Origin of the sequence: Undibacterium sp. Tian12W (assembly GCF_049339405.1) — a bacterium.
Lineage (GTDB): Bacteria > Pseudomonadota > Gammaproteobacteria > Burkholderiales > Burkholderiaceae_D > Undibacterium.
In genome coordinates this window covers 66,956-82,584 of sequence record NZ_JBMPPK010000005.1, presented here as the reverse complement: position 1 = coordinate 82,584, position 15,629 = coordinate 66,956, and the positions used below count along the sequence as shown (strand labels likewise).

Here is a 15,629-nt window from a genome sequence, read left to right as displayed (position 1 = left end):
TTTACAATAACCAATGTGCAGGCGGCGGGGCGGACAGGCGCTGCCAGTCGACGCCAGCGACCAGCCATTGCCATTGCTGGGCAGTCAATTCCCAGCTACTGTCGTCGGCCTGGGGCCAGGTAAAGCTGCCACGGTGCAGACGACGCTGGCACAGCCAGACACCGCACCCATCCCAGCACACCAGTTTGAGGTGGTTGCGCCGGCGATTGGCAAAGACATAGGCGGTGCCATCAAAGGGAGCACGCCCCAGTGCCTGCTGGACACGCAGCGATAAACCATCGATACCGATACGCATATCGACAGGGGCGATGGCTAACCAGACTGATTCTGGTTGTAACATCATGGCAGGTGCCCCAACAGTTCGCCCAGCCAGGCAACAGGCAAAGTCGTCGGCAAGGTGATGTGCCAACCGCCAGGGCTGGTGATGCTTAGACAACCTTCCATTGCAGATGGGGCAGATGCATCTACTTGAGGGCTGACAGGTTGAATGCGTAAAGGGTCGAGTGTCTGATGTGCCGACTCTAACGCAATGCTCTTAAGCCGGGTGCGCCAGTAAGCCAAGCGTTTGATATCGAGCTCATGATGACGGGAAAATGCGGCCAGTCGCAAGCCGCTTTGCTGCCATTGATTGATTCTCTCTTGCCACAGTGTTCTGCGTTCTTCTCGTGTCATCCTGATTTCCTCAGCTTAAAAAACTGAAGTATCTCCAGGCTACGCATCAATTCATAGATGGGACTGTTGAACGATTACTTCAACGTAGCCACCTTTTGTCATCGAAAGTAGCCACATACATTTGCTTTAGGGCATAATTTTTTTCGCTTGAAGTAAGCAATTCTCGAATTTCACTTTACGCCGTTCGATCATTGGTCATTCGCAAGCGGACAACTGCCTCACATTGCAACGTAAATCAGATCTGTTTAGACTTTGAAAACGGAAGCAGAGGGTTTTCCACACCTCCGCTTTCAAGAATGATGGGACTGAGTTTTTCAACGAAAAAGTCTATGAACGCGCGAACACGTGCTGGCAGATGACGCTGGCTGCTAAAAATGATATTGATATCTTCGACGTCGCCGGCATTATAGTCAGCCAAAAGCTCAATCAGTCTTCCACTCTTAATGTCTTCATAGACATGGAACATGCCGAGACGGCTGACACCCATCCCTTCAAGCGTTAGCTGGCGCATAGTTTCTCCATTATTGGTCATGATGCCACCCTTCACTGCAAGCTGAATAGGGTGACTATCGATGATAAATGGCCATTCATCCAAAGACCGACGAAAATTAAAATTCAGGCATGAGTGCTTTGCCAGGTCGGCAGGAATGCCAGGCGTGCCATTACGACTCAAGTAAGACGGTGCCGCTACGACGACACGCTTGCTTCTACCCAAACTTCGCGCCCTAAAATTTCCGTCGTTCAACGGCCCCATCCGAATCGCTACGTCGACGCTTTCTCGGGAAAGATCAATTTTTGTGTCGGTCAAGGAGATGTCGACAGCAATTTCTGGGTACCGTTTCGAGAATTCTGGCAGTAGCGGCACCACATAATGCGTACCAAAAGGCAGTGACACGTTTACTCTAAGTAGGCCACGTATGGAGACTGCGCGCTGCGATATTCCTTGTTCCGCCTCGTCAATGTCATCCAAAATCCGAACGCAACTATCGTAAAATTCCCTGCCCTCGGTTGTCAATGCCATTTGTCGGGTCGAACGTTGAAACAAAAGGACGCCGAGCCGTTCTTCGATGCGTGTCACTACTTTGCTAACAGCTGACGGCGATAGGCTAAGTAGCTGTGCTGTTGCGGAAAAACTGCCGGTCTGCACGACTTTTACAAAAACCAGCATTTCGCCGCTGCGGCTATCCATAATGGCTCCTCAATATTTGAATTATAAGCATATCAAAACCATTGCAGTACACCAGCATAGATATTTCGTTGATTTGTTCCAGGCAAAGGCCTTCCACCACCTAGTTCACTGGTGAACGCAGCATTCGCTCTGTTTGCTACGGTACCCGCTGTAGCGTAAAGCATAGTTTTGGGCGATAGCGAATAGTTGGCACCGATAGCAGCTAACGTTGCACCACCGCCCCCTTTGTTCCTGCTCGCACGGTAAATTCCACCGATCGTAGTCAAATGGCTATTTACTCGATAATTCAGGCCTATCCAACCAGTTTTCTGTTTTGTGGACGCAACGGGATTATCAGGATCAGCAACAGTTCCGGCACCTGATTGGATCATGCTGTAGCCGTAAAGAATTTTCAGATCATCTATTTGATAAGTGCCACCGACAACGTAAAGCCGTGAGGCAGTATACAAGCTATTAAATTCATCTTGGGCGTCGCGAACTTCTTCATACAGCCCCTTCAGCATAAGGGGGCCACTAGAGTACGTCACTACACCAGCCAGAAGACGTCCTATCGGCGCATCCTGATCTTTGTTTAGCCTAGCCTGTACGCGAAACGAAACATCTCCCAAATCGGGTGAGTTGTACGTGATAACTCTGGAGCGCGGCCCCCATGCGCGATTATTGTGTAGCGTTGCCGCACTGGTGGCTTGCATTCCCATAGGATCTATAGCATAAACCTCTCCATCCGGGATTGCCATTGCTCGGCCCATCACTAAGGTGCCATAGCTGTTACTGGACAGGCCAACGACAGAGTAGCGTCCCCATAATGCACTACCGGTGTCGCCCGTGCCTGTTGAGAAGGCACTTTCGAGGTTGACCACAGCCGACAATCCATTTCCTAATTCCTCCTTTATTCTAAGTCCCCATAGGCTTGTGCCCCATTGATTGCTGCCGTATCGGGACGTTGTCGCATCCTTAGCGTTGTCTGTCGCAACCTTGCTAATGTAGTCGAAGCCACCGGCAATGCGGCCATAGAGAATCACATTGTTTTGCGCGATCGCCGGACTTGCTGCTGCCATAGCGAGCCCCGCTATCAATGTCGTTGCCGTGTTTTTTAGCGGGTTAAACATATCGTTCCCTATCATTCTTGCCAATGGCCTATCGATCATGCGATGGTCTGCACCGTGCCGCCTTCTGCACGAATGGCGGCACCGTTAATGAGTGCGGCGCGTTCGCTTGCAAGAAAAGCGACGACATTGGCTACCTCGGAGGGCTTGGCCAAACGATAGATCAAGGAAGAAGGACGGTTTTCGCTTATAAACTTACGTTCCGCGTCCGCATATGCCAAACCAGGGTTGACGGATTCGATAAAGCCTTTCAGGCTTTCTGTTTCTGTCGGACCAGGCAATACCGAGTTGACAGTCACGGCAGTACCTTTAGTCAGTTCAGCCAGACTACGCGAGATTGACAGTTGAGTAGCTTTGCTCGCACTATAGTGCGCCATCGATGCCATTGGTGTCAGTGCGACTTCACTGGAAATGAAGATCACGCGGCCATGACCGCGCTCAAGCATCGATTTCATGTAAGTACGCGCCAGGCGTACACCGCTCCATACGTTGGTGCTAAACATGCGCTCCCAGTCTTCGTCACTGGTGAGGAAGAAATCGCTGAGCGCGTAGGTCCCCATGTTGTTGACCAGAATGTCAATTTCCGGGTATGCGGTGGCCGCGATATTCTCTCCGCCAGCAACACTGACATCGGCGATCAATGGCAGAGCACGGCCAGCGCCAAAACGATCGGTCAGCGTCGTTACTGCTTGAGCTACCGTCGTTTCGCTCCGGCCATTGATGATGACTCGAGCCCCTTCTTCCAGCAACTGAGTTGCTATTGCATAACCTATACCGGAGGTAGATGCGCTAACCAGTGCCGTTTTACCGCTCAAATTCAATTCCATGATTTTTCCTCATTAAGATTCTTAAAGTTCCAGGCGCTAGCCCTGGTGATCAAGATATTCTCTAACGATTCGGCCGATAAGTAGCACTAAAGGAATATGACTTTTGAATTTGATTCACGAGCGGGAGTGTCAGGAGTCGCGCGCTACGCCGTTGAGGATATGTGAACATACTTCATGACACTTATTCCCCGAGACTGGCTTATAAAGCACACATAAGCCTCCCATACTTCAGACCAAGGCAGCGCAAGGTGTTGCCCTCATTTAAATAATCTGGAGGAATTACAATGAAAACCAATCTTTTTCAAAAGACACGCACAACACTCTTGCTCGTCGCCATACTCTCTGGTGCTTTGCCTCAAGTGATGGCTGCGCCAGTTAAATCTGGCGAGCCTGCAGCCACCGAAACAGCGCCTCTGCTGATCAATCCTGGCCAACTAAAATGGATCAAGACCATTCCGGAAGCCGGAGACCGATCTCCGGAATATGCTTTGCTTCGCAGCGATCCAAAGTCCAAGTTGACAATGATCTTTTTCCGCACCCCGGTTGCAGTACACATCAAGCCACATACCCATGACTTGGCGGAAACTCATGTCATCCTAGTTGGCGGAACGCATACCTTCGATTCAAATGGCGTACGTTACAACGTCGAGAACGGTGGTTTTTTCCGCGCCCCAGGTGGGGTGCTACACGAAGCCTGGCTGCCTGCTGGATCACAGACGGTGAATATTCTCGAAAGCGGCTGGGTCGTAAATTGGCTTAAGGGAGGACCATCAATAGAAGACTTGGACCAATATCCGCCCGCAAAGCCACACTGAAAGGATTTGCGATGAAGAATACACTGACTATCGTCGCCCATGTGCGTGCCAAGCGCGGCATGGAGCAACTTATGATCTCCGAGCAAATGCGACTCGTCGCAGCGACTAAGAACAGCCCTGGTTGCCTGCGTTATGAATTGCACAGGTCGTCGAGGGACAAAGTCGAAGTGACGTTTGTAGAGGAATGGGAAACGCGGGAACTCTGGCAAGCACATATGGAGAGTCAGCATATTGCTGCTTTTCGTACGACTGCTGGTCATACCATTGATGATTTCACCCTATACGAATTGCACCAAATAGCGTGACGAAAATTGCCCGCCGCAGATTTTTTCTGCGGCGTTTTTTTGAGAAACTTAGCTTTCAAATTTCATACATGAGTAGTTGTAAGCGGTTTATTGTTATTCACCTGCGCACTTTTGCAATGCGAAACATTGTCGAACCCAGTAGACTGTATCTAGCCCTTTTTAGAATTTAATATCCGGCCTGTTTTACCACGCTCGGACGAAAGCGTTGAACGCGGCAAGATGAAGCACAGATTGGCGCTGGACGTGGAGGTTCCAGTCCAGATACGTGTAAAATTGATGCAAAAAAAATGCTGTTCGTGATTGGACTCAATATCAAAAAACTCCATCTCGTCTCAGCCTAGACTCGATTTGAGCACGGTCCGAGAAAAAACCTTCATCATAAATAACATAGACATACTCGCCAAGAGTACGGCAAAACGCTGTCGAATTAACCGCAATGCTGCTCAACTCCCCATTGAAGTGAATCTTGTGAATTAGATCAAAATGACGTTGTGAAACGCGCTCAAATATGCAACGAGACACGCCAAAGCTTTCGTCCGTTGTATATCCTTTCGAGTTCAATTCCTCAACCAACTCACGGAAACGATTTTCACTTTCCGTGAAGAAATCAACAAAGCTTGTAGCTATCACACGAGATCCTATCTATCTGGAAATAGGATGAATTTTAGCCCAACATCATGGTGAGTGATATAACGCTCTTGTCAGAATCTGAAAAGGTAAAAAATTGGTCCGAAGAGTGTCGCAATATCTAATTGCAGGTGTTGTTGGTAGAGAAAATCTGCGCCGCGAGAGATGACAGACTAAGCGATCAGTTTATTACTAGGGCAGTCAAACGTGCAATATGCCGTGGCCATACTCGCGCGTCAGTTGATCAATCAAATCACGCTCACGTGGATGCAGAGCTTTTTCATCTATAAAACGCCAATTTCGCTCGTAGAGATCGAACGCATCCTCACCGGTGATTGCATCAAGGGGATCACGATTCCATGCGATCAGTCGGAGCTGAGGAAAATCCTCGATGATAAAGGTATCGATAGTAGTGCTCATGCAACAACTTTCCCTAAATGATATACAATTCCGCCGTGTGCTTTGGGACTCTCGGGCGTAAGCTTCCCCCTGGAGACGTTGGAGTAAGAATAGCTCACTGATGTGGGCCATTTGCATTTTGTCCTCAAGTTCAATACAAACAATTTACTTTATGTCTGGTGGAAAATGTATCCACCATTTTGCAAATTCCAGCAGATCATAATGTGACGAAGAGATATTGCTCAACTCGTCTCCAATATTTGGAGTCCCATTGGGTTCCCTGGTGATGAGTGCCATGTGTATACTGGTTGGCACGCCACGGAAGTAAGGCAGATAGTCGTCAACAAAGGCAACAGGTTTCAAGTCGCTGAGTGCCTTTGATTTTGGACTACTGCCTGTATCACTGTGCTCAGTCGCGATCACGTCGTCGATTGGAAATCCATGGTCACGGATATTCTTTAGTCTGGAGAGCCGGTACGACTCCTTCAGCGCACTTACACACATCAAATCATAACCAGCTTCTTTGAGCAGATGGCAGGCTTCTAGCGCACCTGGCAACGGTGGAATGGTGGACCAGAATTCTTCGTCAAAGCATAAGCGAAACCGCTCCAGTTCGTCCCCAGTCAATCTCTGAACATCCCATCGACCAATAGGCCAGTAGGCAAGCGGGTCTTTTACTGCTGGTAGGACTCCAAAGGCCTTCTGCCAGGCCATTGCATAGGAAGCATGATAGTCAAGTAGCACACCATCTGCATCTAAGGCGATTGTCCCTTTGACCTTGGTTTGGATATTCATCGTGTAGTTGCGTTGTTCGTGCAGATTGTTGGGCAGCCAATGCTGAACTGATTAATGTGGCTCCATAATTTTATCACCGAATAGGAGCACGGCTTCTTGCAGTGACGACAGTAGATGATGCGTATGTTCCTGCCCGAGTTGGGAAACAGAGAATTGAATGAGTAACTCACCCAGGCCAATGGCAACGGCCTGTGCTGGGATACCTGGATTATTTGAAGCGAACTGAGTGACCGTTTCTAAACACTTTGTGCGCACCATAATTGCGCCATGCTGTAATTCTTGAACCGAATGCATATTTTCTTTAGATCGTAGCCTGGTCTTGGAAAGCCAGGCGATAGTGATGGGTATTTTTATGTTGGAGAGCGCAATGGGCACATGCCAGACTTGCTAACCGTTGACAATGGCATTCAGTTTCGCACACCACTGTTTCGCTTCTCTCTCACTCATATAAAATTTCATAATAGGATTGGTCTCGTCAGCAAGCTCTATAACCAATTCAAAAAGCATACGCTTGTGGCCGCGTTCAAACGACGGCGAGTTGATCGAAGTATTTCCTACCTGGTGGAATTGACCAGTGAATTCCATGGTCTCCCTATTTTTCCATTCGTAATGCCAGGCGAGCAAATAAGAAAGTTGATGTATCTGGAATGTGCCGGTACTACTGTTGCATACAGCTAATTTTTTGTTTTTCTTATCGAAAACCAGGAATATGGGGCTTGGATATCCTAATAAATTCTCCACGTTGAAATTCAGGTTTGCCTGTCGGTTGATGCTCTCCACCAGATTTCTGGACTTCTTGTAGATTCCTTGCAACAGTCGTATCGAAAGAAAACAGATGATGGATGCGACCACAAAGAAGATGAAAACGCCGCTTGTTCTGTAATCATGCGCGAAAAGTAGCGCGAGTAAAGCAACGATAGACCCAAGTCCAGAAAAACCCATGACCGGAACTGCAAGTGTTCCAAGCGCAGCCGTGACTGCCGTTTTGAAGGTTCCAGCCATTCCAATTCCTGTTTAGTTCAGATCTACCATAGCGACGTAAGCAGCAAACATCGTGCTTTCCTCATCCATAACATTCAGATTTGGTTCCTAAATATTCAATAATTGTGGTTTGACCACATTTTACGATGTTACCAGAAAAACCAAGAAATACCACTATTCATGTGGTTATAAGACATGGAATGTGGAAATGGTTACTGCGAGACAGGAAAATCAATTCGCCAAGCGGATCGGCACTGCTTTGGCCAAGCAACGCCTAAACAAAGGCTTGACGCAAGAGCAGGTGGCAGAGCTTATTGGCGTTGAGCAAGAAACGATTTCCAGGTTCGAGCGTGGTGCAACAATACCGCCACTGCTTCGCTTGATTGACTTGGCAGAGCTTTTCAAGGTGCCACTTGACACCTTAGTACGGGCAGGATCTTCTCGCCCATTAGATCAGGCCGTTGACATTGCTGCGTCACTAAACGATCTCAACGAGGCTGACAGAGAATGGGTTCGCAATTGGACTGTAGAGATGTGCAAAAAACTTTCTGGCGGAACTTAAATTATGGGAATAAGCACTGAGTGGCTGAGTTGGTCGTCATGATGATACCTGGAAACTTTTTCTTCTGAATTACCTATGAATACGAGAATGCAAATTTCAATCGGAGAGATTGCTCTGCGTCATCATCAAACTCGTACGCGTCAATTGTATTTCGATTTGTCTGACATTGAATTTCTTGTGCCTCCCTCTGAAATTGATGAATATCAAGTCAATGGGAGAACGATTCAATTTTCTTCTCTCGCTGCTCGTAACCGCTATGTTGCGGAATCGATTTTTAGCAAATTTGACATGAGCGATTCTACTTTTGTGTCGCAGCTTTTCGCTAAGGCCAAAGAATTGTGGCGCAACGAAATCGGGCACGAGGACATGGCATCTGGCAGACTTCTTGCGGCAGGGGCGCTGTCGCTGGATGTCATCGCTACGGCAGTTAATCTCATAAAGGAAGGTGCAGATGTTTGGGGCGTAATTCATTTGTTGGAAGCCGCAATTCCATATCTTAAAGTGATTGAAATAAATTCCTTAATAGATTTATGCGACTGCACGTATGAGAGTGTAAGAAACGATATGGTTGGTGGATCGTTGTACATAGTGCTTGAACGCTGGTATACACTGAACCCCCAAGAGGCTATGCGATTGCATAGGCAGTTATTGGAGGTGCCTAGTAACTCAGGTATATCTCTATTCGGCACTGCATTAATGGCGATAGCACAGTCAGATTTTCAATTAGCCACTGACCTTGCAATTAAAGATACTTGCTCAGAAATTCCGATGCGCTCTGAAATTGGTATTTGGATTGTAGGGAGATTACTCCAAATGCCAAATGCTCTACCGGAATCGTTAGCAGCTCTGCAGGGCTTAGTGATTAAAAAAATAGACGCAAGCCAAGAGACTGTGAGGTTGAGAGCAATTCAAAGTGCTATCGAAGCACTGTCGGTTACAGATGTGTTTGACAAGGTAATAAAGGGATTGTGTAAATCCGGTGCCCAGGACGTGCTTGCCAGAACTGCGCAACAAATGTGGCTCAAGAGTGATTGCTTCATATTACGCCCAGATTTACCAGAATGGTTGTCACTGATGTGTGCGCTGCTCCCAGAAAATCAAAACAATATATCCGTCTTAGATAATGCACTTGCTATTTTTGTTCAAAGGACAGAAATTCAAGCTTTAATACTAGACACTTTAAGTCAGTGGGCGGAAAAACATGGCCGCAAAGGCGCATATGACTTTACCTTCGCTGATAGTTTTCCGCGGACGATAGAGTCCATAGGCCAATTTGAAGAGTTGCGAAGTAAATTGATTACTTCATGGCTACTACATGACTGTAAAAGGCTTCCGGCTTCGATGCAGCATATTTTAGATGCATGGCCAAAGACTTTTTTGATGAAACTCGATATTCAACAAATAAATGAACTTGATCAGCCTGGATTGATATTCCTCGCTCGTAGAATATTGGGGTACTTGCATGGTCACGATCATATGCTATCTCTCACATTCTCTATGCTGGAAAGCAATAAATCTCAAGAACGCATATATCCGTTTCTTAGTTCATTACTTGTAGATGAAATTGGCTATGACTACCCAAGCTGGACTTTGGAAGCGCTACATGCAGCAGCTCAGGGAATGCCGATACATAGTGAGTTTTTGTTGCGCATCGCAGAGCTGCTACGCTTAAAAATGGAGAAGTTAGATGCTTTGCCACGTGCCAAGGAACTTGTCCCGCCGCTACGACTCCGACGTCTTTTTGTATTTGCTAGGGCAAAACAGATGAGTAAAGCAAAAAGTGAGGCAGAGAAAAATTCAATTATTAATAAAATTGCGACTAGGATTTCTATTAAGGCGGGAAAGGGAACTTTCTCATATCAACAAAATGCATATTCAGAACCAACGGAAATGCACACGTTTTCTCATTCAATTGCAATTCCACGGCGCGAAGTATTTGATCCGATCGGTAACGCAATACGTGGATTTAATTTTCGCACTACTACGCGGGAAGAACAATGAGATTAGTACTTGCGCAGTTTTTACGCACACTGAAAGAACGTGATGAATTCGATCGCCTGTTACCTGATTTACTTTTATCAATGGGCTATGTCACCCTAACGAGGCCGCAGACAGGTGTGAGGCAACATGGTGTTGATCTTGCGGTCTTCGGCACGTCCCAAGAAGATAACCAACCAGAACTTCTATTGTTCGTTATAAAACGCGGTGACATCGGGCGACGCGACTGGGATAATCCAGAGCCAACGTGTGTTCGCACGTCATTAAATGAAGTTCTTGATGTTTACTTGAACAAATACATTTCACCGGAACATAATTCGATTCGAAAGAAAATCATCGTCAGTACTACTGGTGACATGAAGCAAGATGTCGAACCAAACTGGATATCGTTCAAGGAGACTAATTCGGAAAAAGCAATAATCGATTTTTGGGGCGGTGACAAAGTTGCCTCGCTCATTGTGCGCCACATGTTAAACGAGAATCTTTTCACAGCGGATGACAGAACTGACTTGCGCAAGGCACTTGCGGTGGCGGGAGAAAATGAGTATGACTATAGGGATTTGAATCGTTTATTGCTTAGGCAACTTGGTCTATCCAAGACCGGTAGTTTGATTGATGGGACTATTGCAATCACGGCGCTCGCTAAAGCTTTAAAGCGCGCGCATCTAGCTGCACAGATTTGCGCATCTTGGGCTCGTGAGGAGCGCGATACCCGGCAAGCACTGTGGGTGAATGAACGTGCGCTACTGTGGTCATGGCACAGAGTTATGCTTGTTTCAGAGCTGGAACGCAAAAGTCTTTACCCAATTATCACTGATATGTGGAGGTCTTATTTCCAAGCTTCGGGTGATTATCTCATGGCTATTTCTCCTTATCTTCAGGTGGGTGACGGTATGACCGGGTACTGTTCAGAAGGTGCAGAGTTAGGAATTGTGGTGTTTGAGCACATCGGTATGCTTAGCACTATTGGGCTTGCGTTCCTGTTGGAACAGGCTCCAGACTCTGAACGTGAGTATCGGGGTAAATGCATAACCGTAATAGCAAACGATCTTTGTGCGCTTATAAAAAATAATAGTTGTGCAGGATCGCCACCGTTGGACAGTCACGTCACTGATATCCAGATTGGACTTCTATTTCTTTGTGCTGCCGGTAGACATGACGAAGCGAAAGCCTGGCTGACTAGCTTGGTGGAGCGTCTTAATTTTTGCTTTCTATCCAAAAGAGGTTTTCCAGTGGGGACAGATCGCCTTGAAGATTTGGTTGAGCTTATTGCAGGTGAAAGTGAAAACGAAGAATTTTGTGACTCTTTGATGAGTACATCTTGGTGTCTAGCTGTATTCGCAGCTTGGTGTGCAGTCCTTGAAATGCATGATCAATACAAGCTTTTAGCCGATAATCATGCAGCTAGTTATTCAAATGTGTGCGCTCAACTCTGGCATCCATCCATTGGATGGTCAAAGCAATGGTACTTCGGTGGGGCTACAGAGGAAGGTGATACTGAGGCGCCTTATACGCTTCCAAAAGATATTGGGATATTAATAGATCGGATGCAGCTATTTTTACGCAATCCCCAATATGACTGGGATGCAAATTCACCTGCTAAGATGGCGGGCAAGTGGATTTTTGACTTCATTGCGTGTAGACATTTTCGCATGCCAGTACCTGCATCAGTATTGTACAAATCACTGCCGAATGCAGTAGATATTAGTGAATCGCCAGCTGTACCATGAGGATTAATGCTGAGGATTGTATGTCACATATGTTTGTTTTTGGTAATTAGCTCTCAAAATTGTTGTTTCATTACTACGATGAAGAATAAATATAAATTATCAAACCGGGTCGTTAGTAGCGAAGACCCAATTGACGAGATCCGCAATATTGATTTCTTCTAGCTCAGGGCGAGCAAGATAATCATTTGCCACGCACGACAATGTATCAAGAATTTCTTCGACATTTTGACCATTCATTGCGTACAGCTTTGTGTGTAATGGAACAGACTCAACAATTGCTAGGCTGATGTGCTCAGTTTGATTCTTTATGGCGAAGACAGCGACCCGGCGAGGGCGTGAAATGTTTATGCCATTTTCAATAAATAATTTTGGGTCGATAACACCATCTTCATCACACAGCATGAGGATAGGTACTGTCCAGCCGTCTTCCTCGCTTTCTGTCAATAGTTCGATGTTCAACTGATTCAATTCAGAAAGCTGCACAATGACTGGCTTTAAAAAATTTGGGACTGGCCAGCGTTGTGATGGATCTTTATTGATGAGCACAGAAAAATCCACCGATCGAATTCTTTGTTCTGACCCTGGTTGACCAACTGCAGCCGCTTGAACAGGAGGCGCTGCGCCAACGTATTTATTGCCGGTGCCGTCAGCACCGGCCAGCGTTTTATTCTTCCAGATGGGTTTCTTTGTGAGGTCTGGAAAGCGTGGTTCCAGGCGAATGGATTTTGTCTTGCTTGCCAGGCTATTTGATCCGTCGCGTTCTTCGAGACTTTGATTTTTTGCTTCCGTCGCAGATTTGAGGGAACGCTCTTTGGCGCTGCTGGAACCGGGTCTGCCAATCTCACCGTTGCTAGTACTCGTCTTGTACTTTTCGTATCGTAGTGATCTGAATGGGAATGCATGAGAGCAGGAGCGCAAGCTGTAGACAATGAATGTCGCGCGCGCCTTGTCTGCAAATGAAAGCCATTTGCCAGCTGCAATCAATGTCGTTGTTCCTTCAAAAGGAAATAAGCCTTGGGGATAGATCGATTGTCGCGTCACCGAACTCGTAAGCATGGAGGTTCCTATCATGAGTGCCGCTTGCCAAGCCGTGGCGTCCAGGTGCAAGCGTCCAATATCTGCTGCGGATGCCCCAGATATGTGTTCTGCAAGTTGCAATGACAAGCGCCCATTAATTTTGTTCAGCGTGGCTGCAGTATAGAGTGATGTTCGTTTCAGCGGTGGTAGGAACAATGCTGTGATCAGATTGCTGGATGAGCCGAAATAAAATCGGATCAATTCCATGCAGGGAATGATCATTCGCCGATTGCCTGAAAGATTGGCCATCACGCAATAGGACTGAGTGCAATTCATGTGCCACGGATGCTCAGACAGCGGCAGTAAAAAACCCTGATCATTGAGATTTAATCCAGCCTTGATCAGGTGCGCTGATTCCCTGTTAATTTCAATGTCTTGGAATTCTTCCAGCTCATAGTCGGGTTGCACTATCAGTCGGCCATTCAGCCAAAGATCACCGATCCTTAAACGTGGCAGGGTGCCAACGGAAATCCAGACTTTCTTTTGAAACCTGGCAGGTGAGGTTGATTGAGGGGAAAGCTGGATTGTCAGATCGTCGGAAAAACGGTCGTCTTGAACTCTGGAAAGGTGAACAAGGACAGAAGGCTGTGTTCGGCGAAGTAAGCGGTTCGGGAAGATTACTTCTCCGAACCAGTCAATTCGCCAAATTCTTTCATCCTTTGGAAAGGCTGAAATAGGTGGTAAGTTATTGATATCTATAATGTTATTGTAAAAATTTTGACTGTTACATTATTGACTTATCTCGTCAGTATCTGATTTGTCTCGCCACTTACTGATTTCTAACATCCGTTCCTACTCCATGCGCTTGCTGATCAGCATGGTAGCTTGAACGCACCATTGCACCAACGGCGGCATGGGCGAAGCCCATTTTGTAGGCTTCTTCTTCATACATCTTGAATACGTCTGGGTGGACATAGCGGCGTACTGGCAAGTGGTGGCCGCTTGGTGCCAGGTACTGGCCTATGGTCAGCATGTCGACGTTGTGGGCGCGCATGTCGCGCATGACTTGCAGGACTTCTTCATCGGTTTCACCCAGGCCGACCATGATGCCGGATTTGGTTGGGGTGTTCGGGTGTTGTTCCTTGAAGCGTTTCAGCAGGTTCAGGGAATATTCATAGTCAGAACCCGGGCGCGCTTCCTTGTACAAACGTGGCGCGGTTTCGAGGTTGTGGTTCATCACGTCTGGCGGGGCCATGTTGAGAATTTCCAGCGCACGGTCCATGCGGCCACGGAAATCTGGTGTCAGGATTTCTATGCGTGTCATGGGGGACAATTCGCGCACGCGGGTAATGCATTCGGCAAAGTGGGCGGCACCGCCGTCGCGCAAGTCGTCGCGATCTACTGAAGTGATGACGACATAGCTGAGCTTTAATGCAGCGATGGTTTTTGCCAGGTTGGCTGGTTCATCGACATCGAGTGGGTCAGGGCGGCCATGGCCAACGTCGCAGAAGGGGCAGCGGCGGGTGCATTTGTCGCCCATGATCATGAAGGTGGCCGTGCCTTTGCCAAAGCATTCGCCTATGTTGGGGCAGGAGGCTTCTTCGCAGACTGTCACCAGTTTGTTGGCGCGCAGGATGTCCTTGATTTCATAAAAGCGGGTAGTCGGTGAACCAGCCTTGACGCGTATCCAGTCTGGCTTGGGCAATCTTTCCATCGGGATGATCTTGATGGGGATGCGCGCAGTCTTACTTGCCCCTTTTTGTTTCTCGGTGGGATCGTAAGCGGCGGTGGCGACGTTGGTGTTTTCGGTTGTCATGGTATGAAGCGATGTCGAAAAATCAGGGGGCAGTCAAAAGATCTTGCAAATTCTGTGCGAGTGCATTCTGGACTTGGCTTAGCGGCACAGTCACGCCCAGGGTTTTCATATCTACTGTGGCAAGGCCAGCATAGCCGCAGGGGTTGATCCAGGAAAACGGTGTCAAATCCATATCTACATTCAGTGATACGCCATGATAGGTGCAGCCGTTGCCGCGCACTTTCAAGCCCAGGGCGGCGACCTTGGCGCCTTGCCACTGGCCATCGCTGACATAGATGCCGGGCGCGCCTTCTTTGCGTTCACCAGCGAGATTATACGCTGCCAGGGTGTTGATGACTGCCTGTTCTATCTTGTTGACGAATTCGCGGGCGAATAATCTTGCCTTGGGGTGGCTGCGGCGCAAGTCTATTAGCAGGTAGATCACAACCTGGCCGGGACCGTGGTAGGTGACTTCACCGCCACGGTCGGTCTGCAAAACCGGGATGTCATGGGCGGCCAGTACATGCGACTGGTCGGCACCCAAGCCCAAGGTGTAGACGGGTGGGTGTTCGACGATCCAGAATTCATTTTGCGTATGCTCATCACGGGCATCAGTGAACGCGCGCATGGCGTCGAAAGTGAGCTGATAGGGCTCAATGCCGCGATGGATGATGCGGGGTGTTACGTTGGGGGCGAGGGCAGCTTGCATAGGCTGCTAGTGTAACATTTTGTGGGGGCGAGGTCTTTGCTTGTGTAAATGCTATCCTAGATGAATAAGTGATAAGTTTATGGTGGGAGAGGGGATCGTGGG

18 protein-coding genes are annotated in these 15,629 nt (G+C 47.8%); 5 read left to right on the top strand and 13 right to left on the bottom strand.

All coding sequences use genetic code 11. The features are described 5' to 3' along the window. Window position 1: 1 nt before the first annotated feature. The 5 genes from tnpB to ACO0LI_RS07710 all read right to left on the bottom strand — a co-directional run bounded on the left by tnpB (window position 2) and on the right by ACO0LI_RS07710 (window position 3,794). Window positions 2-343 carry an IS66 family insertion sequence element accessory protein TnpB gene (gene tnpB, locus ACO0LI_RS07730; RefSeq protein ID WP_423032039.1) on the bottom strand — a complete coding sequence of 114 codons (342 nt, stop codon included), beginning with the start codon at window positions 341-343 and terminating at the stop codon, window positions 2-4. Beyond that, window positions 340-672, bottom strand: coding sequence for an IS66 family insertion sequence element accessory protein TnpA (tnpA, locus tag ACO0LI_RS07725; protein WP_423032037.1), 333 nt, complete (start codon window positions 670-672; stop codon window positions 340-342). Before tnpA ends, tnpB begins: the two co-directional genes overlap by 4 nt. 235 nt (window positions 673-907) lie before the next feature. After that, a complete protein-coding gene (locus ACO0LI_RS07720; protein ID WP_423032035.1) occupies window positions 908-1,861 on the bottom strand; it encodes a LysR substrate-binding domain-containing protein in 954 nt (317 codons plus the stop codon). Between the two features lie 32 nt (window positions 1,862-1,893). Continuing rightward, window positions 1,894-2,970, bottom strand: a complete 1,077-nt coding sequence (locus tag ACO0LI_RS07715; protein WP_423032033.1) for a porin — start codon at window positions 2,968-2,970, stop codon at window positions 1,894-1,896. Window positions 2,971-3,005: 35 nt separating this feature from the next. Continuing rightward, window positions 3,006-3,794, bottom strand: coding sequence for an SDR family NAD(P)-dependent oxidoreductase (locus tag ACO0LI_RS07710; protein ID WP_423032031.1), 789 nt, complete (start codon window positions 3,792-3,794; stop codon window positions 3,006-3,008). Window positions 3,795-4,078: 284 nt separating this feature from the next. Between ACO0LI_RS07710 and ACO0LI_RS07705 the strand changes: the two genes are divergently transcribed. Both ACO0LI_RS07705 and ACO0LI_RS07700 read left to right on the top strand, forming a co-directional pair. Next, the gene (locus ACO0LI_RS07705; protein WP_423032029.1) at window positions 4,079-4,609 is read left to right on the top strand and encodes a hypothetical protein; all 531 of its coding nucleotides are present in this window, start codon (window positions 4,079-4,081) and stop codon (window positions 4,607-4,609) included. Window positions 4,610-4,620: 11 nt separating this feature from the next. After that, on the top strand, window positions 4,621-4,914 hold the full coding sequence (locus tag ACO0LI_RS07700; protein WP_423032027.1) for a putative quinol monooxygenase: 294 nt from the start codon (window positions 4,621-4,623) through the stop codon (window positions 4,912-4,914). Between the two features lie 312 nt (window positions 4,915-5,226). Here the strand turns inward: ACO0LI_RS07700 and ACO0LI_RS07695 are convergent, their stop codons facing one another. The 5 genes from ACO0LI_RS07695 to ACO0LI_RS07675 all read right to left on the bottom strand — a co-directional run bounded on the left by ACO0LI_RS07695 (window position 5,227) and on the right by ACO0LI_RS07675 (window position 7,737). Further along, the gene (locus tag ACO0LI_RS07695) at window positions 5,227-5,544 is read right to left on the bottom strand and encodes a hypothetical protein (protein WP_423032025.1); all 318 of its coding nucleotides are present in this window, start codon (window positions 5,542-5,544) and stop codon (window positions 5,227-5,229) included. Between the two features lie 198 nt (window positions 5,545-5,742). Then, the gene (locus ACO0LI_RS07690; protein ID WP_423032023.1) at window positions 5,743-5,961 is read right to left on the bottom strand and encodes a hypothetical protein; all 219 of its coding nucleotides are present in this window, start codon (window positions 5,959-5,961) and stop codon (window positions 5,743-5,745) included. A gap of 144 nt (window positions 5,962-6,105) precedes the next feature. After that, entirely contained in the window at window positions 6,106-6,735 is a 630-nt protein-coding gene (locus ACO0LI_RS07685) for an HAD family hydrolase (protein ID WP_423032021.1), read from the bottom strand. A gap of 51 nt (window positions 6,736-6,786) precedes the next feature. Next, entirely contained in the window at window positions 6,787-7,110 is a 324-nt protein-coding gene (locus ACO0LI_RS07680; protein ID WP_423032019.1) for a hypothetical protein, read from the bottom strand. Between the two features lie 12 nt (window positions 7,111-7,122). Further along, window positions 7,123-7,737, bottom strand: coding sequence for a hypothetical protein (locus tag ACO0LI_RS07675; protein WP_423032017.1), 615 nt, complete (start codon window positions 7,735-7,737; stop codon window positions 7,123-7,125). Window positions 7,738-7,846: 109 nt separating this feature from the next. On the opposite strand from ACO0LI_RS07675, the gene ACO0LI_RS07670 reads away from it, so the two are divergent. The 3 genes from ACO0LI_RS07670 (at window position 7,847) to ACO0LI_RS07660 (ending at window position 12,006) form a co-directional block, all read left to right on the top strand. Next, window positions 7,847-8,278 (top strand): helix-turn-helix domain-containing protein, encoded by a 432-nt coding sequence (locus ACO0LI_RS07670; RefSeq protein WP_423032015.1) that lies wholly within the window; start codon window positions 7,847-7,849, stop codon window positions 8,276-8,278. Window positions 8,279-8,353: 75 nt separating this feature from the next. Then, entirely contained in the window at window positions 8,354-10,279 is a 1,926-nt protein-coding gene (locus ACO0LI_RS07665; protein ID WP_423032013.1) for a hypothetical protein, read from the top strand. Then, window positions 10,276-12,006: a hypothetical protein gene (locus ACO0LI_RS07660; protein WP_423032011.1), complete on the top strand. Its 1,731-nt coding sequence runs from the start codon at window positions 10,276-10,278 to the stop codon at window positions 12,004-12,006. Before ACO0LI_RS07665 ends, ACO0LI_RS07660 begins: the two co-directional genes overlap by 4 nt. A gap of 99 nt (window positions 12,007-12,105) precedes the next feature. Here ACO0LI_RS07660 and ACO0LI_RS07655 read toward each other — a convergent pair whose 3' ends face one another. The 3 genes from ACO0LI_RS07655 to lipB all read right to left on the bottom strand — a co-directional run bounded on the left by ACO0LI_RS07655 (window position 12,106) and on the right by lipB (window position 15,527). Beyond that, window positions 12,106-13,491, bottom strand: a complete 1,386-nt coding sequence (locus ACO0LI_RS07655; protein WP_423032010.1) for a hypothetical protein — start codon at window positions 13,489-13,491, stop codon at window positions 12,106-12,108. 361 nt (window positions 13,492-13,852) lie between these two features. After that, window positions 13,853-14,839 carry a lipoyl synthase gene (gene lipA, locus ACO0LI_RS07650; RefSeq protein WP_423032008.1) on the bottom strand — a complete coding sequence of 329 codons (987 nt, stop codon included), beginning with the start codon at window positions 14,837-14,839 and terminating at the stop codon, window positions 13,853-13,855. Between the two features lie 22 nt (window positions 14,840-14,861). Next, window positions 14,862-15,527 (bottom strand): lipoyl(octanoyl) transferase LipB, encoded by a 666-nt coding sequence (gene lipB / locus ACO0LI_RS07645; protein WP_423032006.1) that lies wholly within the window; start codon window positions 15,525-15,527, stop codon window positions 14,862-14,864. Window positions 15,528-15,629 lie beyond the last annotated feature (102 nt).